22 protein-coding genes are annotated in these 21,183 nt (G+C 63.6%); 8 read left to right on the forward strand and 14 right to left on the reverse strand.

What is annotated here, in order from left to right:
• Nucleotides 1-25: 25 nt before the first annotated feature.
• Nucleotides 26-973, forward strand: coding sequence for a TauD/TfdA dioxygenase family protein (locus HF916_RS38925; protein WP_168794046.1), 948 nt, complete (start codon nucleotides 26-28; stop codon nucleotides 971-973).
• Nucleotides 974-1,079: 106 nt separating this feature from the next.
• Here HF916_RS38925 and HF916_RS38930 read toward each other — a convergent pair whose 3' ends face one another.
• On the reverse strand, nucleotides 1,080-2,393 hold the full coding sequence (locus HF916_RS38930) for a replication-associated recombination protein A (RefSeq protein WP_168794047.1): 1,314 nt from the start codon (nucleotides 2,391-2,393) through the stop codon (nucleotides 1,080-1,082).
• Between the two features lie 224 nt (nucleotides 2,394-2,617).
• Here HF916_RS38930 and HF916_RS38935 point away from each other — a divergent pair, with 224 nt between their 5' ends.
• Nucleotides 2,618-4,195: a phospholipase D family protein gene (locus tag HF916_RS38935; protein WP_168794048.1), complete on the forward strand. Its 1,578-nt coding sequence runs from the start codon at nucleotides 2,618-2,620 to the stop codon at nucleotides 4,193-4,195.
• A gap of 82 nt (nucleotides 4,196-4,277) precedes the next feature.
• Here the strand turns inward: HF916_RS38935 and HF916_RS38940 are convergent, their stop codons facing one another.
• From HF916_RS38940 to HF916_RS38950, 3 genes are all read right to left on the reverse strand, one after another.
• The gene (locus tag HF916_RS38940; RefSeq protein WP_168794049.1) at nucleotides 4,278-5,108 is read right to left on the reverse strand and encodes a polysaccharide deacetylase family protein; all 831 of its coding nucleotides are present in this window, start codon (nucleotides 5,106-5,108) and stop codon (nucleotides 4,278-4,280) included.
• On the reverse strand, nucleotides 5,105-6,220 hold the full coding sequence (locus tag HF916_RS38945) for a glycosyltransferase family 4 protein (protein WP_168794050.1): 1,116 nt from the start codon (nucleotides 6,218-6,220) through the stop codon (nucleotides 5,105-5,107). The genes HF916_RS38940 and HF916_RS38945 overlap by 4 nt, the downstream gene beginning before the upstream one ends.
• A 555-nt stretch (nucleotides 6,221-6,775) precedes the next feature.
• Complete coding sequence (locus HF916_RS38950) at nucleotides 6,776-7,393, reverse strand: DJ-1/PfpI family protein (RefSeq protein ID WP_168794051.1); 618 nt, start codon at nucleotides 7,391-7,393, stop codon at nucleotides 6,776-6,778.
• Between the two features lie 164 nt (nucleotides 7,394-7,557).
• Here HF916_RS38950 and HF916_RS38955 point away from each other — a divergent pair, with 164 nt between their 5' ends.
• Nucleotides 7,558-8,892: a PLP-dependent aminotransferase family protein gene (locus HF916_RS38955; RefSeq protein ID WP_168794052.1), complete on the forward strand. Its 1,335-nt coding sequence runs from the start codon at nucleotides 7,558-7,560 to the stop codon at nucleotides 8,890-8,892.
• Between the two features lie 278 nt (nucleotides 8,893-9,170).
• Here HF916_RS38955 and HF916_RS38960 read toward each other — a convergent pair whose 3' ends face one another.
• From HF916_RS38960 to HF916_RS38995, 8 genes are read right to left on the reverse strand one after another with little or no spacing between them, the layout of a single operon-like run.
• Entirely contained in the window at nucleotides 9,171-9,848 is a 678-nt protein-coding gene (locus HF916_RS38960; protein WP_168794053.1) for a nucleotidyltransferase family protein, read from the reverse strand.
• Nucleotides 9,845-10,903 (reverse strand): XdhC family protein, encoded by a 1,059-nt coding sequence (locus tag HF916_RS38965; protein ID WP_168794054.1) that lies wholly within the window; start codon nucleotides 10,901-10,903, stop codon nucleotides 9,845-9,847. Before HF916_RS38965 ends, HF916_RS38960 begins: the two co-directional genes overlap by 4 nt.
• Nucleotides 10,904-10,913: 10 nt before the next feature.
• A complete protein-coding gene (locus HF916_RS38970; RefSeq protein WP_168794055.1) occupies nucleotides 10,914-12,131 on the reverse strand; it encodes a vWA domain-containing protein in 1,218 nt (405 codons plus the stop codon).
• On the reverse strand, nucleotides 12,125-13,018 hold the full coding sequence (locus HF916_RS38975; RefSeq protein WP_168794056.1) for an AAA family ATPase: 894 nt from the start codon (nucleotides 13,016-13,018) through the stop codon (nucleotides 12,125-12,127). Before HF916_RS38975 ends, HF916_RS38970 begins: the two co-directional genes overlap by 7 nt.
• Nucleotides 13,019-13,033: 15 nt before the next feature.
• Nucleotides 13,034-13,759 carry an SRPBCC family protein gene (locus tag HF916_RS38980; RefSeq protein WP_168794057.1) on the reverse strand — a complete coding sequence of 242 codons (726 nt, stop codon included), beginning with the start codon at nucleotides 13,757-13,759 and terminating at the stop codon, nucleotides 13,034-13,036.
• 55 nt (nucleotides 13,760-13,814) lie between these two features.
• The gene (locus HF916_RS38985; RefSeq protein ID WP_168794058.1) at nucleotides 13,815-16,226 is read right to left on the reverse strand and encodes an aerobic carbon-monoxide dehydrogenase large subunit; all 2,412 of its coding nucleotides are present in this window, start codon (nucleotides 16,224-16,226) and stop codon (nucleotides 13,815-13,817) included.
• A 16-nt stretch (nucleotides 16,227-16,242) separates the two neighbouring features.
• Nucleotides 16,243-16,764: a (2Fe-2S)-binding protein gene (locus tag HF916_RS38990; protein WP_168794059.1), complete on the reverse strand. Its 522-nt coding sequence runs from the start codon at nucleotides 16,762-16,764 to the stop codon at nucleotides 16,243-16,245.
• 36 nt (nucleotides 16,765-16,800) lie between these two features.
• Nucleotides 16,801-17,673, reverse strand: a complete 873-nt coding sequence (locus HF916_RS38995) for an FAD binding domain-containing protein (protein WP_168794060.1) — start codon at nucleotides 17,671-17,673, stop codon at nucleotides 16,801-16,803.
• 137 nt (nucleotides 17,674-17,810) lie between these two features.
• On the opposite strand from HF916_RS38995, the gene HF916_RS39000 reads away from it, so the two are divergent.
• Nucleotides 17,811-17,972, forward strand: coding sequence for a hypothetical protein (locus HF916_RS39000; protein WP_168794061.1), 162 nt, complete (start codon nucleotides 17,811-17,813; stop codon nucleotides 17,970-17,972).
• Nucleotides 17,973-18,033: 61 nt separating this feature from the next.
• Complete coding sequence (locus tag HF916_RS39005; RefSeq protein WP_168794062.1) at nucleotides 18,034-18,837, forward strand: LytTR family DNA-binding domain-containing protein; 804 nt, start codon at nucleotides 18,034-18,036, stop codon at nucleotides 18,835-18,837.
• A gap of 40 nt (nucleotides 18,838-18,877) precedes the next feature.
• Here HF916_RS39005 and HF916_RS39010 read toward each other — a convergent pair whose 3' ends face one another.
• Nucleotides 18,878-19,207: a hypothetical protein gene (locus HF916_RS39010; protein ID WP_168794063.1), complete on the reverse strand. Its 330-nt coding sequence runs from the start codon at nucleotides 19,205-19,207 to the stop codon at nucleotides 18,878-18,880.
• A 130-nt stretch (nucleotides 19,208-19,337) separates the two neighbouring features.
• Between HF916_RS39010 and HF916_RS39015 the strand changes: the two genes are divergently transcribed.
• On the forward strand, nucleotides 19,338-19,919 hold the full coding sequence (locus HF916_RS39015; protein WP_240975682.1) for a RidA family protein: 582 nt from the start codon (nucleotides 19,338-19,340) through the stop codon (nucleotides 19,917-19,919).
• On the opposite strand, the gene HF916_RS39020 is transcribed toward HF916_RS39015, so the two are convergent.
• A complete protein-coding gene (locus HF916_RS39020) occupies nucleotides 19,916-20,347 on the reverse strand; it encodes a LysR substrate-binding domain-containing protein (RefSeq protein WP_240975683.1) in 432 nt (143 codons plus the stop codon). The genes HF916_RS39015 and HF916_RS39020 overlap by 4 nt on opposite strands.
• A 253-nt stretch (nucleotides 20,348-20,600) precedes the next feature.
• Between HF916_RS39020 and HF916_RS39025 the strand changes: the two genes are divergently transcribed.
• Entirely contained in the window at nucleotides 20,601-20,849 is a 249-nt protein-coding gene (locus HF916_RS39025; protein WP_168794064.1) for an AbrB/MazE/SpoVT family DNA-binding domain-containing protein, read from the forward strand.
• A complete protein-coding gene (locus HF916_RS39030; protein ID WP_168794065.1) occupies nucleotides 20,843-21,163 on the forward strand; it encodes a type II toxin-antitoxin system PemK/MazF family toxin in 321 nt (106 codons plus the stop codon). Before HF916_RS39025 ends, HF916_RS39030 begins: the two co-directional genes overlap by 7 nt.
• Nucleotides 21,164-21,183 lie beyond the last annotated feature (20 nt).

Below are 21,183 nucleotides of genomic sequence, written 5' to 3' on the forward strand. Positions count from 1 at the left end.
GACATCAGGACATCAGGAGCCTTTCATGAGTGCAGCCGCAGTGCAGGACGTACAGTCGATTCAGGTCACGCCGCTTTCCGCGCACATCGGCGCGGAAATCCATGGTGTCGATCTCACACAGAAGCTGGACGCGCGCCAGATCGCGGAGATTCGCGCCGCGCTTCTGAAGTGGCGCGTCGTCTTCTTTCGCGAGCAGTTCCTCACGCATGAGCAGCACGTCGCCTTCTCGGCGCAGTTCGGCGAACCGACCTTGGGGCATCCGGTGTTCGGTCACGTGGACGGTCATCCGGAGATCTACTCGATTTCGAAGTACCGCAAAGCGACGCGTTTCGAGGGGCAAACGCTGCAACGCCCGTGGACCGGCTGGCATACGGACGTGACGGCCGCGCTCAATCCTCCGTGGGCGTCGATCCTGCGTGGCGTGACGATTCCGCCTTACGGCGGCGACACGCAGTGGACCAACCTGGTGGCTGCCTACCAGAAGCTTTCCGCACCGCTGCGTGCGTTCGTGGACGGTCTGCGTGGGCTTCATCGTTTCACGCCGCCGGCCGGCGCGAGTGGCACGGAGGCGTTCAACAAAGCCGTCGAGCAACGCACGCTCGTCACCGAACATCCGCTGGTCAGGGTCCATCCGGAAACGGGCGAGCGGGCGCTCTATGTGAGCCCGAGCTTCCTGAAGTCGATCGTCGGCGTGAGCCCGCGCGAAAGCCAGGCGTTGCTCGAACTGCTCTGGGAACATGTGACGCGGCCGGAGTTCACCGTGCGCTTCAAATGGGAGGCAGGCAGCGTGGCATTCTGGGATAACCGGGCGACGGCTCACCTTGCGCCCACGGATATTTTCGATCTCGACTTCGACCGGCAACTGTATCGCACGACGCTCGTCGGCGACGTGCCCGTTGGCCCGGACGGCGCGCAATCGGTGGCGATTGAAGGCTCACCGGTGAGTGCCGCCGCGGCGGTCGCGTTGAACTGAGGACAACGGCGCGGCTCGCGAGCAGACAGCCGGCAACAGACGCAGCAAAGAGCCATCGCAACCCTGACCGGCGCTGTCGGTCAGATCGACAGCGTGCGATGCGCGCCTAGCGCTTCTGTTTCCCGCGCGCCTGCGCGTCGAGTTCGCGCAGGTGATCGAGCTTGTCGCTGATTCTGGATTCCAGTCCGCGCGGCACGGGTTGATACCAGCGTTGTTCGGCGACATCGTCCGGGAAGTAATGCTCGCCCGCGGCGTACGCATCCGGTTCGTCGTGCGCGTAGCGGTAGTCCTTTTTGTAGCCGAGATCCTTCATGAGTTGCGTCGGCGCATTCCGAAGATGCAGCGGCACCGCGCGCGTGCGGTCGCCGCGCACGAATGACAGCGCCGAGTGCCACGCCATGCTGACCGCGTTCGACTTCGGCGCGACAGCGATATACACGAGCGCTTGAGCGAGCGCCAGTTCGCCTTCGGGTGAGCCGAGCCGTTCATAGGCCTCGGCCGCGTTCAGCGCGACCTGCAACGCTCGCGGATCCGCATTACCCACCTCCTCGCTCGCCAGGATGACGATGCGGCGCGCGAGATAACGCACGTCGACGCCGCCGTCGATCATTCGCGCCATCCAGTACAAGGCCGCATCCGGATCGGAGCCACGGGCGGATTTGATCAGCGCGGAAATCTGGTCATAGAACTCCTCGCCGCCTTTGTCGAAACGCCGCGTCGTTGTCGCGGACGCCGTGCTGACGAAGCCCGCGTCGATGCGCGTGCGCCCGGCTGCCGTTGCGGCATTGGCGAGTTGCTCGACGAGGTTCAAAAACTTGCGGCCGTCGCCGTCGGCGAAGCCGATGACGGCATCGATTGCGGATGGCTGGAACTCGATCGGTCCCAACACCGTTTGAGCGCGTGTGAAGAGCTGCCGCAATTCCTCGTCGGATAGCGGCTTCAGCACATACACCTGCGCGCGCGACAGCAGCGCGCTGTTGACCTCGAAACTGGGATTCTCCGTGGTCGCGCCGATGAGTGTCAGCCGGCCCGTTTCCACGTGCGGCAGCAAGGCGTCCTGCTGACCTTTGTTGAGCCGGTGAATTTCATCGAGGAACAGGACGGTCGAGCGGCCCCGATGGTCGAGCATCTGCTGGGCGCGCGCGGCGGCCTCTCTCAGTTCCTTGACGCCGGCGGCGACGGCGGACTCGGCGATGAACTCGTAGTCGAACGCCCGCGCGGCGAGCCGCGCAATCGTCGTCTTGCCGACGCCGGGCGGCCCCCACAGGATGAACGAGTGCAGCCGTTGGGAGTCGAGCGCGAGCCGCAGCGGCTTACCCGGGCCCAGCAGATGAGACTGCCCGACGACGTCGTCGAGCGATTCGGGCCGAAGCTGCTCGGCAAGCGGCGCGCGAGGCGGGGTGGCAAAGAGATCGGTCATGGTGCGGATAGCGTGCGGCTTTTCCCGTGGCAGGCGTGCGGCCCAAGGGTTTGAGTGGCCGCGAAAAACGCCTTTATATCTTGTCAGTCGACAGAAGAATACTCGTTTCAACCTGAACCGACATTGTCGCCGCTATCCACGCCGGTGCGCGGCTCCTCCGCTCCACTCGACGCGCCCCACGCTTGCGGCTATCTTACGGACACGCACGTTCGAAGGGCACAACCATGGCGACGTTCCGCGGTCTCGTTGCAGTCTTGCTAATCACGCTGCTGTCCGCCTGCGCGAGCTTGCCGCCGCAAACCGGCCGTACCACGACGCACGCACTGACGGACACGGACAGCACGCGTCTCGCCACCGCGTTCATCCCGCAGGAGCGCAAGCATCCCGACAACAGCGCGTTCCACCTGCTGCCCAACGGTGTCGATGCGCTTCTCGCCCGCATCGTGCTGGCGGAAACAGCCGAGCGCACGCTCGACCTGCAGTACTACATCTGGCACGACGATCTGACCGGCCGCCACCTGGCCGACGCGGTACTCAAGGCCGCCGATCGCGGCGTCAGGGTTCGCGTTCTGCTGGACGATCTGGGCACGGGCGCCGACGACAAAGTCCTGCTCGCCATCAGTTCACACCCCAACATCGAAATACGGCTCTTCAATCCGATCGCCAACCGGAGCTTCAAGAGGCTGGGGGCTGCGCTCGAGTTCAGCCGGGTCAATCGGCGCATGCACAACAAGGCGCTGATCGCGGACAATCAGGCCGCGATTCTCGGCGGCCGCAATATCGGCGATGAATACTTCGGCGCATCCAGCGAGGTCGACTTTGGCGACCTCGACGTGCTGACTTTCGGACCCGTGGTCCATAAGGTGTCCATTGCCTTCGACGAATTCTGGAATTCGGATGCCGCGTACCCGATCGCGAGCCTGACCGGACATGCCGCCGAGCCGGACGCGCTGCCGGCCTATCGCGCGAAGCTCACGGCGTTCGTCGCCGTCGAGCACGATTCGCCGTACGTCACGCAGGCGAGAGCTCGCCTTCGCGAAACGCTGAATGCGCGCGACGCCGACTTCTCCTGGGGCAAGGCAACCCTCCTCTACGACGATCCCGCGAAGATCACCCGCTCGCCCGACGACCCGCAGGGACATCTGCTATCGCAGTTCAATGCCCTGAGTGTCGAGCCCGCGAAGGAAGTGCTGATCATCTCGCCGTACTTCGTCCCCGGCAAAAAGGGCGTGGAATGGATGCGCGCGCAAACGCAGCGCGGCGTGCGCGTCACGGTGCTGACGAACTCGCTCGCCGCCACCGACGTCGCCGCGGTTCACGCGGGATATCAGCGCTATCGCAAGGATCTGCTCGACGCCGGGGTGCATCTGTATGAATTGAAGCCCGCTGTCGACAAGAACGCGGACAAGAACGCCGACGAGGACGCCGGTCAGAAAAAGAAATCGATTCTGGGTTCGTCGAAAGCCTCGCTGCATGCGAAGACCTATGTGTTCGACCGGACCAGCATCTTCATCGGCTCGATGAATCTCGATCCCCGTTCGATCACGCTCAACACGGAAATCGGCGTGTACTGCGAAAGCGCCCCGCTCGCCGCGCAAGTCACGGATGGACTTGAGCCGAAGCTGGATCAGATCGCGTGGCGGCTCGAAACCCGCACGGATGCGAACGGCACGAGCCGGATCGTCTGGATCGACACCGCGCCGGATGGCACGGTCAGTGAACTCGACGAACCCGGCGTGTCGAGCATGAAACGCGTCGGCATCTGGTTCCTCGGTTTGTTGCCGATCGAGTCGCAACTGTAAGGAGGCGGTTCGGCGTTGGGCGCCATCGCAATGACGGGGATAGGGCAATGGTGGCGTCGCCGCAAAGTCAGACTCCAGCGCGTTACCGTTTGATCCTCAAATACGCGCGGCTGATCGCCGGTCGCGTATGCACCCATAACCGCGAGGCCAGCCACGAAGCCGGCCGGTCACGTACTTCCAGGCGAGTGATCGAGCGCGCCACGCCATCGTTGCGTCCCGAGTAGTTCGAACCCGTCTCGCACGTGTAAAAGTGCCGGAAGCCGGCCTGAGCCGCGATGCGCCGATAGTCCTCGTCGTGGTATCCCTGCGGCCAGCACAGATGATCCGACACGGCGCCCAGTCTTTGCTCGAGCGTGGCGCGTGCGCTGGCGAGATCGCGTGTCAGCCCGGCGCACTTCTCCTCCGCATTGGCGGACACCCGATCCCACCGCACATGGCTGTGCGTGTGACTGTGAAATTCGAACGTGCCGGCTTCACGCATCGCATCGATCTCCGACCAGCGAAGAATGGCGGGATCGGGTTCACCGTTTTCGATCGCCACCTCGCCCTCGCGGTGATTGAGCAACGCAGGCAGCGCGCCGCCCGAACGCGCGTGCGCACGCACCGGCCCTTCGCCGATCCAGTTCGTCACCAGAAAGCACAACGCGGTCAATCCGTGTGCCTGCAGAACCGGATGCGCGTGCACCCAGTTGTCGAGATAGCCGTCGTCGAAAGTCAGCACGACGGCCTTCTTCGGCAAGGGCTCGCCCGCCAGATAGGCCGACAGTTGCGCGCTGCCGATGGTCGTGTAACCCGCGCCGGCCAGATACGCCATTTGCGCGGCAAAGTGTTCCGGCGAGACGGTGATCATGCCTGGCGACGTGCTGATGTGGTGATACATCAGCACGGGCACCGCGCGCGCGAACTTCGTCATGCCGCCGCCCGCCGCTCGCCGTAGTAAGTGCGCCCGGCATAGATGCCGCGCATGTAGCAGTCGATGGTCTCGTTCGCCATGACGTCCACCGTGAAACGGCTATCGGTCTTCAGACGCGCGGCGAGCCCCAGGCGCGCGCGCAGCGGCGCATCGTCGATCAGACGCGCGAGCGCGCTCCGCAATGAATCGATGTCATGCGCCGGCACGAGCAGGCCATTCACGCCGTCGTCGATCAACTCGGGCACGCCGTCGACGCGCGTGCCGATCACCGGCAAACCCACCGCCATCGCTTCGATAAACGATTGTCCGAGCGCTTCCTGATGCGTCGGCAAAACGAACAGGTCGCAGCCGCGCAGCACGTTGGTAATGTCCGTGCGAAAGCCGAGCAAATGGATGCGATGCGACAACCCCGTGCCATCGACAATCGCCTTGATCTTCTCGAACCACACGCCGTCGCCCGCCATCACGACATGCAGATTGGGGCGCTCGGCCAGCATCGGCCTGACGGCAGCGATCAGATCCTCGTGGCCTTTCTTCTCGCGGACGATCGCCACCATGCCGGCGACCACCGCATCGGCGTCCAGCCCGAGTTCATCGCGCAACGTGGAGCAGGTCGCCGCTTCCGGCTTCAGGATGCCGTCGTAAATCGTCTCCACGCGGTCTTCCTGCACGCCCGCGGAGATCAGGTAGTTACGCACATGATGGCTGACCGCGACCACGCGATGGGGAATCCAGTTGTACGTGGCAAGCGACGTAATCGGCAACGCCAGATGCCGCGTGCGCACGATGAACGGCGTCCCCGCGAGCCGCCCCGCCATGCCGGCGACGAGGCTGTCATGGCCGCTGTGCGTATTCAGCACATTGAAGCGACGACGCGCGAGCAGCGACCGGATCGTAAGCATAGAGCGCAGATCGGCGCCGGCCCGCATACGCGCGTGATGCACGGCAAAGCCATCGGCACGCGCGCGCATACCGAGGCGCGCGTCTTCCGGACACACGAGTTCGACGTTATGACCCAACGCCCGCAACGCGATCATTTCCTTGAGCGTGCGAACTTCCTGGCCTCCCCATCCCCGCGACGATTCGCTGTGGAGAACACTTAATGCTTTCATGCGCTGACTAGCCTCCCGGACCCTTCCTGCGTACGACGGTCCGGCTCGTAATCGTTGGTAATATTTACCCTGGACTGCTGCGATCTTAGGGCAAACGCTGTGTTCATGGGGGGAAGCGAATTAGAAGTTGCGTCAGCCTGCGACGGGTGACGTCCGTGTTAAACGGACTGGCATGACTTCTCGTTGACACGTAACTTTCAAGTTGTGGCGGGAGTATTTCGGTAGCTTCCCGTTTTGTAAATAGCCAAAGACACTGATCCGGACGGATTGAGACGGCGCAAACGTTGTCGGCGAATAAGTGTTGGTTTTTGCGCAGTTGAAACGCCGGGAAAAGCGCGAGAACGCAGAAAGCGCTTGACTGGGGCTGACGTTTAGTCTGCGTTGAAGGCGCGGGGGATGCTTTCGGTTTTTGTCGCGGTGGCGACTGCGGGTTCGAACGATCGGAACGGATGGTATCGCGGCGGATCAAGCCGCCGCAATACGCAACGCGATTTAAATGGCAGGTTTCATACGAGGAATAATCAGGAGACTGCGCCGGCGGTTTACGTCGTCCGCTTATGCCGTCTTCAGGTTCGCGTCCAGGAACGGCGTGATATGCCCCATCGCGCGGGACACGTAGTCCTCTTTCTCACCGACGGGAGCGACGTAATGCAGTGCGCTGGCCGCTGCATCGATCCCTTCCAGACGGGCAATCATCCAGGCGGCAAGATAAGCCGAGGCCAGACATCCCCCGGCCGTCGCGACGTTTCCGCTGACGAAAATGGGCTGATTCAGCACGTCGATACCGGCTTCCTGAACCCACGGCCTGGTCGTGAGATCGGTGCACGCCGGCACGCCATCGAGCAGGCCCAACCTGGCGAGAACCAGCGTGCCGGAACATTGCGCGCCCAGCAGCTGTTTCGATGGATCGAGCTGCAACTGCGCCATCAGCGCATTATCGGCGACGACTTCACGCGTGCGCACGCCGCTGCCTACGATCACCGCATCGGCATCGCAAGCCTCTTGCAGCGAAGCCTGTGCTTCGATGACCACGCCATTCATCGACTTGACTCGTGCGGTGGGACAGGCGATCGACACTCGCCAGCCCGGTTTCTTGACGCGATTGAGCACGCCGAGTGCGATGAGCGAGTCGAGTTCGTTGAAGCCTTCGAAGGTAAGGATGGCGATGTGCATGATGTCGTCCGTGAGCCCAAGGGGCGCTTACTGTTTGCCGCCGTTTCATGAGGCCACGCCAATGAAAGCCGGCGAGTCCCACGACTGCGCAAACAGAGTTGCGATGTGACATCATATGGCCGAGAATCAATACAATCAAATAATTGTCATGGATACATTCGCGCATGCCCACGCCTCGGTACAAATTGCTGGTCGACAGAATGGCGATCGATATTCGCGCCGGACGCCTCGCGCCCGGCACGCGCCTGCCGACTCACCGGCAGCTCGCCTCGCAAGAGGGACTCGCGCTCGTCACCGCGTCGCGGGTCTATGCCGAGCTGGACGCAATGGGATTGGTCAGCGGCGAAACCGGTCGCGGCACCTTCGTGCGGGAAATATCCCTGCCTCCGCGCCTGGGCATTGACCAGCACGCCGGCGACGCGGGGCTGGCGGACCTCAATTTCAACAATCCGTCGCTCCCCGGCCAGGCCGAACTGCTCAGAAGCGCCTTGCGCCAGCTCGCGTCCTCCGGTGATCTGGATGCGCTATTGCGCTATCAGCCGCATGGAGGCCGGACGCATGAACGCGAGATTGTCGCGCGTCACCTGTCGTCTCGAGGGCTAGCCGTGGAAGGCGCTCAGGTCGTGATCGTGAACGGCGCGCAGCATGGTTTGACTGCAACCGTTCTGGCGCTCCTGAAGCCCGGCGACGTAGTCGCAGTCGACGCATTGACCTACCCGGGATTCAAGGTGCTAGCCGAAACGATCCGGCTCGAACTGGCGCCGATTCCGGTTTCCGATCAGGGCCCCGATCTGAACGCGCTCGAACGCTTGTGCCGAACCAGAAAAGTGCGCGCCATCTACACGATGCCGACACTTCATAACCCGCTAGGCTGGGTCATGAACGCGCATGGTCGACACGAGTTGGTGTCGATTGCCCGAAAGCACGGACTGCTCATCATCGAGGACGCCGCGTATGCCTTCCTGGCGGAAGACCCACCGCCCCCGTTGGCAGCGCTCGCACCTGAAACGACGGTGTACGTCTCGGGGCTTTCGAAAAGCATCGCCACCGGCCTGCGAGTCGGTTTCGTCGCCGCGCCCGATCGCTGGGTCGCACCGATCGAGCGTGTGATCCGGGCCACCACCTGGAACACGGCCGCGGTGATGACTGCGATTGCCTGCGGCTGGCTGGACGATGGCACCGTCACACGTCTGGAGGTTGAGAAGCGTCGCGATGCGAGGGTCCGGCAATCGATGGCCGCCGAGGTCCTCGCCGGACTGCGGCGCGTTTGCCATCCCGCGTCCTACTTCCTCTGGCTTCCTCTCGCGGAAGAGGTTCGCGCCGATGTGGTGGCGATGGCGCTCGTGCGCGAGGGAATTTCAGTCTCGACGGCCGAGCCTTTCTCGACTTCGGAGCATGTGCCCCACGCGATTCGCGTGGCGCTTGGATCCGTTGATTTGCCCATACTCCGGGAGTCGTTGGAAAAGATTAAAGGCGTGATTGCCTCTTACACTTATTGAAGTGGCTTAAGCGGAAGCGCTCTCGTCAATACGCCTTGACTGGACCGCAGGTAGACCAAGCCGGTCCGCCAGCACTCTATTCTCACCAGAACCGGATGCAAGGCCGGCAAGCGCCGCGCTGATCGCGGCGCGAAGCTTCAGGCGGCGACGATTGGGGCACGTAGCCCATCGCGCGAAGCTCGATGTATCGTCCGATGGTTGCCACGATCTCGTCGGCCGACACCACGATCACCCGCTGCGTCCAGATTCGTGGCGTCGTGCGCGAGACAGCGCCGGCATTACCCGCCTCCGGAAGTAACGCGAATCAGCTTCTCTCCCACCGACGTCAACCGCTCCAGAACACGCGCATAGTCCTCCGGCGTGTCCATATCGATCGTGAAGCGGTCGTGCGCGGCCTCGTGGATGAACACTTCGTCGGGATGCTCCGCAATCAGCTTGCGGCATCCCGGGTTCACGTGTCCGCTCACGACTTCCGCGGCATAGCTCGCGGAGAACGCCACCGGATTGCCGCGTTGCCCATTGAAGAACGGCACGAGGATCGAGCCGCGCGGCATCGCGGCGAACGCGTCGATCAACTCGCGGTAGTCGGCGGCATCGAGCAGCACCTGGTCGGCCAGACACACCAGCACCACGTTGCAGGGCGCCGTGAGAGCGGCCACGCCGGCGGCGACGGAAGTCATCTGCCCTTCCTCGTAGCGCGGATTGCTCTGGAAGTTGACCGGCAGACCGTCGAGCGCTTCCATGACGGCCCGCCCTTTATAGCCAGTGACGACCACGATTTGCTCGGGGCGGGCCGCGCACAGTGCGCTCACCGTGCGCCTGATAGCCGGCTGTCCGTCCACCGGCAGTAGCAGCTTGTGCTGCCCTTGCATCCGGGACGACATGCCGGCGGCCAGCACCACCGCCGAGAAGGTCGGCGTCCGGTGCAGCGCGGCGACCTGCCAGGCGTCGCTCATGTCTTTTCCAGTTGGGTGCGGCCCTGCGCGATCGCAAGATACTTGTCGGGCGCGCGCTCGAATTCGAGTTTGCAGCCGTCGCAGCAGAAATAGACGCGCTCGCCGCCATAGTCGAGCACGTGTCTCGCCGATGCGATCTCGACCGCCATCCCGCAGACGGGGTTCGTATAGCGCGCGGCGGGCGCGTCGATCGAAGCCGGCGTTTCGCACGGCGGCAACGCCGGCACCGCTTCGCCCTCGACGCAATGCCCTGCGTCGGCAGCGGCTGCAGCGGCCAGTTCCAGTTCACGGCGCAGCGCCACGAGTCCCGCGACCGCGCCCAGCGCGATTTCCTGCGGCGTGTGCGCGTGGATATGCGGACCCGCCGGCGAATGCAGCGCCGCTAAACGCGCCGGCGCGATACCGCGCAGCAGCATCGCGTCGCGCAACCGGTCCGCCTTGCGCTGGCTTGCGACCAGCAGCACGGCATCGGCCGAGCTGCGCAGTGCGGCTTCGAGCGCGGCTTCGTCGCTGTCGCCCTGAGTGGCAACCAGAATCAACTGCGGCTCGATCTGATCGAACGCGGCGCTATCGAAACCTTGCATGATCCGCGACAGACCGAGCGCCGCCAGCGGCGCCGTGACGTTCGCCGCCGCGCAGACCCGCAGGCCCATTCGCTGGGCCAGCACGCAGGCTTCGAGCGCCGTCGGTGTCGAGCCGAGCACCAGCACCGCTGGCGCGGGCAGCGTCGGTTGAATGAACAGTTCGAGCACGCCGTTGCTCGCGCACGGCATCGCATGCGCTTCGACATCGGCTTCGGGCCTGCCGGGTTCGTTGCTGATCCGCACGCGCTTTGGCTGGCCCGCGCGCATGGTCTGCCGCGCCGCCTCGATCACGATGGCCCGCGAGCAGCCGCCGCCGATCCAGCCGTGCAGCGCGCCGTCACCGTCGACCAGCGCCTGCGCGCCCACCCACGCCGAGGTGGGCGGCGCCGCGCGAATCACGGTCACGACGGCGAACGGCCGCGCCGCTTCAATCAGCCGTTGTTCGAGTTGGAGAAGGGTTTCGGTGCTCATTACAGAACCCTCATTGCAAGACCGACAGTACTTGAGGCAACACGCGCTCCAGACTCGCCAGATCGCGCGCGCCGGCCAGCAGGTCGATATAGGGCAGCGCCGCCTGCATGCCCGCGCTCGCCGGCGTGAAATCGGCGCGGCTCGCCAGCGGATTGAGCCACACGAGACACCGGCAACGGCGCCGTATCGCGGCGAGCGCCTGCTGAAGGCGCTCGGGTTCGCCGGCGTCGTAACCGTCGCTGACCACCACGACCGCCGTGCGCGAATGCAGCAGGCGTGTAGCGTGCTGCTGATTGAACTCGTCGAGACTATCGCCGATGCGCGTGCCGCCCGCCCATCCCGCCGACAGCAGTTGCAGGCGCTCCTGCGAACGCCACGGGTCCGGGTCGCGCAGCGCCTGCTCGACGCCCACGAGGCGCGTATGGAAAATGAAGCAATGCACGTCGGACACCCGCGCGCTGAGCGCACGCGCGAGCCGCAGATAGAAGAAGCTGTACAGGCTCATTGAACGGCTCACGTCCAGCAGCAGCACGATGCGCGGCCGCAGCCGCCGTTTGCGGCGCCAGCCGAGATCGAGCGGCAGGCCGCCACGCGAGACGCTGCGGCGCACGGTCCACGCCATGTCGATCACGCGCCCGGCGTTCGCGCGCCGCTCACGGCGCAACTGGATGCCTTGCAGACGCTGCGCGAAACGGCGGATCGCGGCGTCGATCGCGAACAGTTCGTCGGGCTGGTTCAGATGGCGGAAGTCCGCATGCGCCAACGATTCGTCTTCCGAGGCGCCCTGCTCCGCGGTGCTGCCGTCGGGCTCCGCCGCGACGCCGCCGCGCCCGGCCGCCAGCGATAGCGGCGTGCCTTCGCTGCCGTCACGCGGCCCCGTGGCTTGGTTCGCCTCGATCCGGCCCGCGCCGCCGGCGCGTGTTTCGACCAGTTGACGGCGGTTCGGCACGAAGAAATACGCGTCGAACAATGCGTCGAAGCGCCGCCACTCCTGCGCTCGCGAACAGAGCAACGCGCGCAGGCTCCAACGCAACACCTCGCTGTCGAGTTGACCCATGCGCAGCGCGACTTCCATCGAGGCAGCCACGTCGCTGCTCGTCACATGAAAATCGTTCGTGCGCAGCCAGCCGGCGAAGCCCGCATAGCGGGTCATCAGCGCCGCGTCGAGATCCGGCGGCGGGGGGCGGCTCGCGCCGGCGCTATTGGCGTTGTCGACGTTGCTCAACATGACGCCACCAGTTTTTCGACGACCGGCCGTGTCAGGCCCGCCTGGTCCTCGCGCGTTTTGACGAGCGCGGCCAGTGAATCCATGATCCGCTCGACCCCGTCCGCGTCGAATGCGCTCACGCCGAGGCGCAGCAACGCGGCAACCCAGTCGAGCGTCTCGGCGAGTCCCGGCTTCTTGCGCAAATCCATTTGCCGGACCGACTGCACGAATTCGACCATTTGCCGCGCGAGCTTATCCGGCACGTCTGGAATCTGGGTGCGCACGATCAGCAACTCCTTCTCGAAGCCGGGATAGTCGACGTATTGATAAAGGCAGCGGCGGCGCAGCGCATCCGAGATTTCGCGCGTGCCGTTGGAGGTCAGAATCACGAAAGGCCGCTCGGCGGCGCGAATCACGCCTAGCTCCGGGATCGACATCTGGAAGTCGGAAAGCAACTCGAGCAGATAGGCCTCGAACGCTTCATCGGTCCGGTCGATTTCGTCGATCAGCAACACCGGCGCCGGCGTCGTGGTGATCGCTTCGAGCAGCGGCCGTTTGAGCAGATAGCGCTCGGAGAAAATGTCCTGCTCCTTGTCCGTAATCGGCCGGTCGTCCTGCTCCAGTAGTTTGATCGCCAGCAGTTGATGCTGGTAGTTCCATTCATAGAGCGCGGAATGCGCGTCGAGGCCTTCATAGCACTGCAGGCGGATCAGCCGCGTGTCGAGCAGCCGCGAAAGCGCCTTGGCGACCTCCGTCTTGCCGACGCCGGCCTCGCCTTCCAGCAGTAACGGGCGGCGCATTTCCATCGTCAGCAACAGGGTCGCGGCGAAGCTGCGCTCGGCGATAAAGCCGTGCCGCGCAAGCTGCGCCTGCAGATCGACGAGGTCGTGCATGCGGTCGGTGGCCATGATCGCGCGGCGTCCTCAAGCCGTCTTGCGGGAGAAAATCCCGCGCAACCAGTCGCGTATGACGGCCCACGTCAACGAGAAACCGTTGAGTTCGGATGTTGGCGCTGCAGCTTCGGGCATGACAGGACGCGGAGGCTGGTCGCCTTCAGTCGGCATTGCAACCTCGGGGGCAACGGGACTCGGAGGCTGCGAACCTTTAATCGCCACGGCAACGTCGGGCGTGACGGGAAGCGAGGGCTGCGAGCCTTCGGTCGCCGCGCTCGCAGACGACGCGTTCTGCTGAACCGGCAAGCTCTGCAAGCGCGCCGCAAAATTCGCCACGAACTGTTTGAGCAACTGCTCCGACACCGGCCCCATCAACCGGCCGCCGAGCGACGCGGCCTTGCCGCTCATCGTCACTTCACTCTTGCCGGTCAGCTCGCAAGTCTCGCCCGTGGCCTGCACCGCGGCGACCAGATCCATCGACGCCGCCGAGGTGCCTGTCGCGTCACTGCCCTTGCCGATCAGATGCAGGCTGCGCGCCGCCGCGTCGAGATTCACCACTTCGATATCGCCCTTGAACGACATCGTGGCCGGGCCGAGCCGCACCGTAATCGTCCCTTTGTAATGCGTGGCGTCGATGCGTTCGGTGATCTTCGCGCCCGGCATGCAGCCGGCCACGGCCTCGATGTCCTGCATCAGTTGCCACGCGTTGTCCGCCGTGGCGGCCAGTGGAAACACCTTTTCGAGTACGACTTTCATCGGACCATCCTTTGCGTGTGTGGCGTTACACGTCCCGTTGCGTCGGCGTTTACCGTCACGGCCGCGTGAGTCCGAGCGCGCGGCATTGCTGCCAGACGCGATACGCGTTGTGCGGCATATTCATATGCGTGACGCCCAGATGCGCGAACGCATCGACCATCGCCGCCGTAAAGCACGGAATCGAGCCCACGTGCGGCGATTCGGCCACGCCCTTCGCGCCGATCGGATGATGCGGCGACGGCGTCACCGTGTAGTCGGTCTCCCAATGTGGCGTTTCGACGGCAGTCGGCACGAAGTAATCCAGCAGCGTGGCGCCGAGCAGATTGCCGGCCTCGTCGTAGGGCATCTCCTGTCCCATCGCGACCGCGAAGCCCTCCGTCAAACCGCCGTGGATCTGTCCTTCGATGATCATCGGATTGATCCGCGTGCCGCAATCGTCGAGCGCGTAGAACCGGCGCACCCGCGTTTCGCCGGTATAGCGATTCACCTCCAGCACGCACGCGTATGCGCCGAACGGAAAAGTAAAGTTGGGCGGATCGTAGTAATCGACGGCTTCAAGGCCCATCTCCAGTCCTTCGGGGACGTTGTTATACGCGGCCCACGCCACTTCCTTGATGGTCTTGAACTGACCGGGCGAACCCTTGAGGACGAAGCGATCGAGATCGAATTCGACGTCGTTCGGGCTCGCTTCAAGCAGATGCGCGGCGATCTGCCGTGCCTTTTCGCGAATCTTGCGTGACGCACGCGCGACCGCCGCGCCCGCCACCGGCGTCGAACGTGAGCCATACGTGCCGAGGCCATACGGCGCGGTGGAGGTATCGCCTTCTTCGACCGTGATTACCGATGCCGGAATGCCCGCCTCCGACGCGATGATCTGCGCGTAGGTGGTCTGATGCCCCTGCCCTTGCGTGATCGTGCCCATGCGCGCGATCGCGGAACCGTCGGGATGCACGCGGATCTCGCACGAATCGAACATGCCGACACCGAGGATGTCGCACATCTTCGACGGCCCGGCGCCGACGATCTCCGTGAAGTTGACGATGCCGATGCCGAGCAGCCATTCGGCGTTCGGGTCCGAGCGCCGCGCGGCCTGCTCGGCGCGCAGCGCCGGATAGTCGACGGCCGCAAGCACTTTCTTCAGCGCCGGTTCGTAATCGCCCGAATCGTATTCGAGCCCGAGCGGCGTCGTGTACGGAAACTGCTCCTTGCGGATGAAGTTGCGCAGCCGGATTTCGGCTTTGTCGATGCCGAGCTTTTGCGCCAGCACATCGACCATCCGCTCGATCAGATAGACCGCCTCCGTGACTCTGAACGAGCATCGATACGCGACGCCACCTGGAAACTTGTTGGTATAGATGCCGTCGACCGACACGAACGCGTTCGGAATTGCATAGGATCCCGTACAGACATGGAACATGCCGGCGGGCCATTTGGTTGGATCGGCGCACGCGTCGAACGCGCCATGATCCGCGGTGACGTGCACGCGCAACGCCTTGATGCGGCCGTCGCGATCCGCCGCGAGTTCGCCGGTCATGTGATAGTCGCGCGCGAAGGCGGTGCTGCTCAGATTCTCCGCGCGCGATTCGATCCATTTGACCGGCCGCCCGAGCACGATCGAGGCGACGATCGCCGTTACGTAGCCCGGATACACGCCGACCTTGTTGCCGAAGCCGCCGCCGATATCCGGCGAGATGATGCGGATCTTCGACTCCGGAATCGCCGACAGCAAGCCGACCACCGTACGCACGACATGCGGCGCCTGCGACGTGATGTAAACCGTGAGATCGCCGCGCGCCTTGTCGAACGAGGCCACGCAGCCGCAGGTTTCGAGCGGACAAGGATGCACGCGCGGGTACAGCATGTCCTGCTTCACGGTAACGTCCGCATTGTCGAACACGCGGTCGGTCTTGTCCTTGTCGCCGATCTGCCAGGTGAAGATGTGATTCGGATGCTTGCGCGCGCCGTGCGCGCCGGCCTGTTTGTCCTGGATGTCCTCGCGGATCACCGGCGCGTCCGCGGCGAGCGCGGTCAGCGGATCGACCACGACCGGCAGTTCCTCGTACTCCACTTCCACCAGTTCCGCGGCGTCCGCCGCCACGTAGCGGTCGTCGGCGACGACGAAGGCGACCTCCTGATTCTGGAAGCAGACCTTCTCGTCGGCGAGCACGGCTTGCACGTCGCCGGCTAGCGTCGGCATCCAGTGCAGCTTGAGCGGTTTGAGGTCGTCGGCGGTCAGCACCGCATGCACGCCCGGATGCGCGAGCGCGCGCGATTTGTCGATTCTCTTGATGCGAGCGTGCGCATACGGACTGCGCACCATGACGCCGAACAGCATGCCCGGCATCTTCACGTCGTCGACGTACGTGCCCTTGCCCTGGATGAAGCGCGGATCCTCGCGGCGTTTGCGCGAGCAGCCCATGCCTTCCAGTGCGGCGAGACGATCGAGATTGGTGTCCAGATTGCCCATCACGTTCTCCCGGTCGTCAGTGGGTTTCCGCTGACATCAGCGGATGCGATGTTTCGACCGCCTCACCCCGCAGCTTGCGCGCCGCGTATTGCACCGCCTTCACGATGTTCTGATAGCCCGTACAGCGGCACAGATTGCCCGCCATCCAGTAACGGATGTCCGCTTCGCTCGGATCGGGATTTTCCTGCAACAGACGGTAGGCACGCATCAGCATGCCCGGCGTACAGAAGCCGCACTGCAGCCCGTGCTCCTGCATGAAACCTTCTTGCAGCGCATGCAGTTCGCCGCCTTGCGCGAGGCCTTCGACGCTCAGCACAGTGGCGCCTTCGGCTTGCACCGTCAGCATCGTGCAGGACTTGACGGACATGCCGTTGAAGTCGACCGTGCAGGCACCGCAATGCGAGGTCTCGCAACCAATGTGCGGCCCGGTGTGCAGGCATTTTTCGCGCAACGTATGGATCAGCAGTTCGCGCGGCTCGACGATCACGTCCGTTTCTTGGCCGTTCAGCGTGAACGACACCATGGTTTTTTTGCTCATGTCGCAGTCTCCGGAAACCGGGTTCGTTGCGCGCGGTCAGTGCGCGGTGCGTGCGTAAGCCGTGGCCAGAGCCCGGCGTGTCATCTCGCCCGCCATCGCCGTCTTGTACTCGACGTCGCCGCGCAAATCGGCGACCGGCGCACAGGCGGACATGGCGAGGCGTGCGGCTTCGGCGATGGCGGCATCATCGAGCGGCTTGCCTGATAGAAACTGCTCCGCGTCCGATGCGCGAATGGCCGTCTCGGCGACATTCGTCAGAGCAATCCGCACGTGACTGACTGCGCCCGTGCCTGATTCGACGCGGAGCGTCACCGCCGCGGCGGCCGTCGCGAAGTCGCCGGTCTTGCGCTTGAGCTTGGCGTAGCAATAGCCGGTGCCCGCGTCCGGCAGCGGGATGCGGATCTCCGTCATGATTTCGCCGGGTTCGAGCAGCGTCGCGTACGTGCCGAGGAAAAAGCCGTTGGCCGGCACCACGCGCTCGCCACGCTCGCCCGCCAGCACGAACGATGCGTCGAGCGCCATCATCAGCGCAGGATGGTCGTTGCCCGGATCGCCATGCGACAGGTCGCCGCCCAGCGTGCCGCGGTAGCGCACCTGCGGATCGGAAATCTGCCGCGCGCCTTCGACGATCAACGGACACTTCGTCTGCAACAGTTCCGACCAGATCAATTCGTTCTCGGTCGTCATCGCGCCGATGCGGAGCTCGCCGCCGGCCTCGCGAATGCCTTTGAGTTCCACGAGCTTGCCGAGGTCGATCAGATGCGCGGGCTCGGCAAAACGCAGCTTCATCATGGGCAGCAAACTATGGCCGCCCGCCAGTAGCTTCGCCTCATCGCCATATTCGGCGAGCAGCGCGATGGCTTCCGGCAAGCTGCCGGGAGCGTGATAGTCGAACGGACGAGGGATCACACTGGCCTCCTTTATTGTCATGCGCCTGCCACCCGGAACGTCGCCGGCCCGTAATCAAGGATTTCACAATGCAATGCAGCAATTCAATGCGATTTCCCGAACGGTGGTTCGCGTGCGCCAACTACCGGAAAACGACCATGAAAGCCGACATGGCCGGACGAATCGGGCGCGGCGTGTATTCACGAAATGAAGAGTACGATTCACGAGGCCATGCGGCATTTCAAGCCGCTTTCCTGAATGGCGGGTTTACCTGCGTGAACGGCCCGGAAATTTGCGCGAAAATCGGCGGGAGTGGTTAAGCAGGAAAATCAGGCAGGACGAATCGCATGAGAACGTGGACATCCCGTGAGGAGACCCGGCATGAAATTGTCTGAGCCCGCCGCCGTATCGGCGTCCGAGCGCCGATCAGAGACCTTCCAGCACAAGCTGGAGCAGTTCAATCCGGGGATCGTCTGGCTGGACCCGCGCGGCTACGTCACGGCATTCAACGACGTCGCGCTGCAAATTCTCGGGCCGGCCGGCGAGCAATCGTTGGGCGTGTCACAAGACCGGCTATTCGGCATCGACGTGGTGCAGCTCCACCCCGAGAAAAGCCGCGACAAACTGCGCTTTCTGCTGCAGTCGAAAGACGCGGGCGGCTGCCCGGTCAAGTCGCCGCCGCCGGTGGCGATGATGATCAACATTCCGGACCGGATCCTGATGATCAAGGTGTCCAAAATGGCCGGCGCCGACGGCGCCTGCGGCACCTGCATGATTTTTTACGACGTCACTGACCTGACCACCGAACCGTCCGGCCTGCAAACGGGCGGCGCCGCGCCGTCGCCGCGCCGTCTCTTCAAGATTCCCGTGTACCGCAAGAATCGCGTGATCCTGCTCGATCTGAAGGAGATCGTGCGTTTTCAAGGCGACGGCCACTACACGACCATCGTCACGAAGGACGACCGCTACCTCTCCAATCTCTCGCTCGCCGATCTCGAACTGCGCCTCGACAGCAGCATCTATCTACGCGTGCATCGCAGCCATATCGTGAGCCTGCAATATGCGGTCGAACTGGTCAAACTGGACGAGAGCGTCAATCTCGTCATGGACGACGCCGAACAGACTCAGGTGCCCGTCAGCCGTTCGCGAACCGCGCAGTTGAAGGAGTTGCTCGGCGTGGTTTGAAGGGAGCCCGACGGACGTCAGTGGGTCGGGGCGTACTGCTTCAGCGAAGCCACTTGCGTACATCCTTTTCCCATTCCGGATCGCCGCAGCCCTGCGGGTTTTCTGGTCCGAGCACGGTGATATAGCCTTTGCTCTTCATACACGATTCGTATGCGCGAACTTTCGTGCATTGCCCTGGGCCCGCGTTCCGCGACACGGCTTTGCATTGTTCGATCGTCCTGTCCATCGGACCGAAGTCCATATCGCTCGCCTGATTGAGCATCGGCGCGTCCGCGCCCGATGCGGAGAACTCGACGGGACCGGTCTGTGCGCAGGCACTCAACGCACCGGCCAATACGGTAATGAAGAGAAGGTGAACACGCGCTTGCATGGGCGACTCCTGTTTGGCAGAGGTTGCGAAATCATACGCCCACGTGGATGTCTATATCGTTGCCGTTACCTCGCATAGAAGCGTTGAGCCTGATTAACACGTTTCTACCCTGTACCCGGCCGTGTCATGATTGGGCTCTCCGACCGGCGGGTATCGACCCACGCTTTTTCAGCGCCGAATGCTCCTGGCTTTAACCTCAATCGAAACCTTCAACATCGACATGACCACGTCCACATCGAACGACGCCCCCGGCACCGCCCTGGCCCGCCTGCACGCGCTCGGCCTCGCCCTGCCGAACGTGCCCGCTCCGCGCGGCGCGTTCAAACCATTTTCACGCTCCGGCCAGTTGGTCTTCCTCTCCGGACAAATCTGCGAATGGGAAGGCGAAGTGCGATTCAGCGGCCCGGTCGGCGAGGTGCACGACCTTCAGGCCGGACAGCAAGCCGCGCAGATCTGCGCGCTGAACCTGCTGGCGGCATTGCAGCTCGCGCTGGATGGCGATCTGGATCGTGTGGTCTGCTGCCACCGCGTCGGCGGCTTCGTGTATGCGACGCCCGGTTATCCGGACGTGCCGAAAGTGATCAACGGGGCGTCCGATCTTTTCTTCGAGGTGTTCGGCGAACGCGGCCGGCATGCGCGGACGGCGGTCGGCGTCGCCACCCTGCCCGCTGCGGCGTCCGTCGAGGTTGAAGCGATCTTCGAGGTTCGTTAAGGCGTCACCGTGCCGGCCGTCAGCGTGTGATCTTTGCCGGCCTGCGCTTCGGCCGCGAACATATCGACCAGCTCACGCGCGAACAGCGGCAACGCGTCGAAATCGCGCACGCAGACATGCAGCCTGCGCAACGCCCAACTATCGGTCAGCGCGCTCGCGGTGATGCGCATGGTCGGCACGAGCCGGCGCGCCACGGAGTCCGGGATCACGCCGATGCCGACGGTCGCCTCGATCATCCGGCACACCGCATCGAAATTACCCATCTCTGCGCGAAAGCGGAACGGCCGTCCGGCCTCGGCGGCGGCCCGTACTAGAAACGCGTGAATCGCGCTCCATTCCGACAAGCCGACGTAATCGAACGCGAGCGTCTCGGTGAACGCCACCGCTTCACGCCCTTCGAGCACGTGACCGGTCGGCACGATCAGCACGAGGCGATCGTCGCGGCAAGGCAGATAGTGCAGGTTTTCCGCAGGCGTTCACTGCTTCTTCGAGTGTGGGCTGCGCCGGCACTTTGCCCGTGCACATGAATCGGCATAGGTTACGTTGCCGGGTTATCCCGTTACCACGGTTGCCTTAGTCCACGACGGTCGATAGAGCGACAATGACAGCGGGCGAATCGTGTCATAACATTGCGTTGACGCTTCGCACCTCACGGTATAACATTGTTATCACGGTGAAATGATGAAAACGACGATTCGCAGAATGGGTAACTCGCAGGGTGTGCTTATTCCAAAGCCTGTCCTTGCGCAGTTGGGATTGGAGAAGGAAGTGGAAATGGAAGTCGAAAATGACGCGATTGTGCTTCGACGTCCTCGGCAAAAAGCGCGCGAAGGATGGGCCGAAGCAAGCAAAGCTCTCGCTGAAAGCGGCGACGACGCGCTGTTGATTGGCGACTTTGGAAATGCCGACGACGCGGAGCTTACATGGTAGTACGAGGCGAAGTTTGGCTGGTCGCCCTTGATCCGACGCTGGGTAGCGAGATTCAAAAAACTCGGCCCTGCGTGGTGGTATCGCCACCAGAAATGCATGACCATCTGCGTACCGCGATCGTCGCGCCAATGACCTCGAAGGGACGCCCTGCCCCGTATCGAATCCCTGTGACGTTCAAGCGAAAACAGGGGTTGATTCTGCTGGATCAGATTCGCTCGGTTGACAAACTGCGGTTGGTCAAGAAAGAAGGCGCAATTGCCGATAAAGCGATGTTGGACACCCTGCGAACCTTGCAGGAAGTGTTTGCGGAATAGGAAAAGCCATCTCGTAGCCA

Source organism: Paraburkholderia aromaticivorans, assembly GCF_012689525.1.
Taxonomy (GTDB): Bacteria; Pseudomonadota; Gammaproteobacteria; order Burkholderiales; family Burkholderiaceae; genus Paraburkholderia; species Paraburkholderia aromaticivorans_A.

What these genes read in the sequence shown, in the direction of transcription:
- HF916_RS38925 (WP_168794046.1), top strand. Translation starts at nt 26, where the DNA reads ATGAGTGCAGCCGCAGTGCAGGACGTACAGTCGATTCAGGTCACGCCG.
- HF916_RS38930 (WP_168794047.1), bottom strand. Translation starts at nt 2,393, where the DNA reads ATGACCGATCTCTTTGCCACCCCGCCTCGCGCGCCGCTTGCCGAGCAG.
- HF916_RS38935 (WP_168794048.1), top strand. Translation starts at nt 2,618, where the DNA reads ATGGCGACGTTCCGCGGTCTCGTTGCAGTCTTGCTAATCACGCTGCTG.
- HF916_RS38940 (WP_168794049.1), bottom strand. Translation starts at nt 5,108, where the DNA reads ATGACGAAGTTCGCGCGCGCGGTGCCCGTGCTGATGTATCACCACATC.
- HF916_RS38945 (WP_168794050.1), bottom strand. Translation starts at nt 6,220, where the DNA reads ATGAAAGCATTAAGTGTTCTCCACAGCGAATCGTCGCGGGGATGGGGA.
- HF916_RS38950 (WP_168794051.1), bottom strand. Translation starts at nt 7,393, where the DNA reads ATGCACATCGCCATCCTTACCTTCGAAGGCTTCAACGAACTCGACTCG.
- HF916_RS38955 (WP_168794052.1), top strand. Translation starts at nt 7,558, where the DNA reads ATGCCCACGCCTCGGTACAAATTGCTGGTCGACAGAATGGCGATCGAT.
- HF916_RS38960 (WP_168794053.1), bottom strand. Translation starts at nt 9,848, where the DNA reads ATGAGCGACGCCTGGCAGGTCGCCGCGCTGCACCGGACGCCGACCTTC.
- HF916_RS38965 (WP_168794054.1), bottom strand. Translation starts at nt 10,903, where the DNA reads ATGAGCACCGAAACCCTTCTCCAACTCGAACAACGGCTGATTGAAGCG.
- HF916_RS38970 (WP_168794055.1), bottom strand. Translation starts at nt 12,131, where the DNA reads ATGTTGAGCAACGTCGACAACGCCAATAGCGCCGGCGCGAGCCGCCCC.
- HF916_RS38975 (WP_168794056.1), bottom strand. Translation starts at nt 13,018, where the DNA reads ATGGCCACCGACCGCATGCACGACCTCGTCGATCTGCAGGCGCAGCTT.
- HF916_RS38980 (WP_168794057.1), bottom strand. Translation starts at nt 13,759, where the DNA reads ATGAAAGTCGTACTCGAAAAGGTGTTTCCACTGGCCGCCACGGCGGAC.
- HF916_RS38985 (WP_168794058.1), bottom strand. Translation starts at nt 16,226, where the DNA reads ATGGGCAATCTGGACACCAATCTCGATCGTCTCGCCGCACTGGAAGGC.
- HF916_RS38990 (WP_168794059.1), bottom strand. Translation starts at nt 16,764, where the DNA reads ATGAGCAAAAAAACCATGGTGTCGTTCACGCTGAACGGCCAAGAAACG.
- HF916_RS39000 (WP_168794061.1), top strand. Translation starts at nt 17,811, where the DNA reads ATGAAAGCCGACATGGCCGGACGAATCGGGCGCGGCGTGTATTCACGA.
- HF916_RS39005 (WP_168794062.1), top strand. Translation starts at nt 18,034, where the DNA reads ATGAAATTGTCTGAGCCCGCCGCCGTATCGGCGTCCGAGCGCCGATCA.
- HF916_RS39010 (WP_168794063.1), bottom strand. Translation starts at nt 19,207, where the DNA reads ATGCAAGCGCGTGTTCACCTTCTCTTCATTACCGTATTGGCCGGTGCG.
- HF916_RS39025 (WP_168794064.1), top strand. Translation starts at nt 20,601, where the DNA reads ATGAAAACGACGATTCGCAGAATGGGTAACTCGCAGGGTGTGCTTATT.
- HF916_RS39030 (WP_168794065.1), top strand. Translation starts at nt 20,843, where the DNA reads ATGGTAGTACGAGGCGAAGTTTGGCTGGTCGCCCTTGATCCGACGCTG.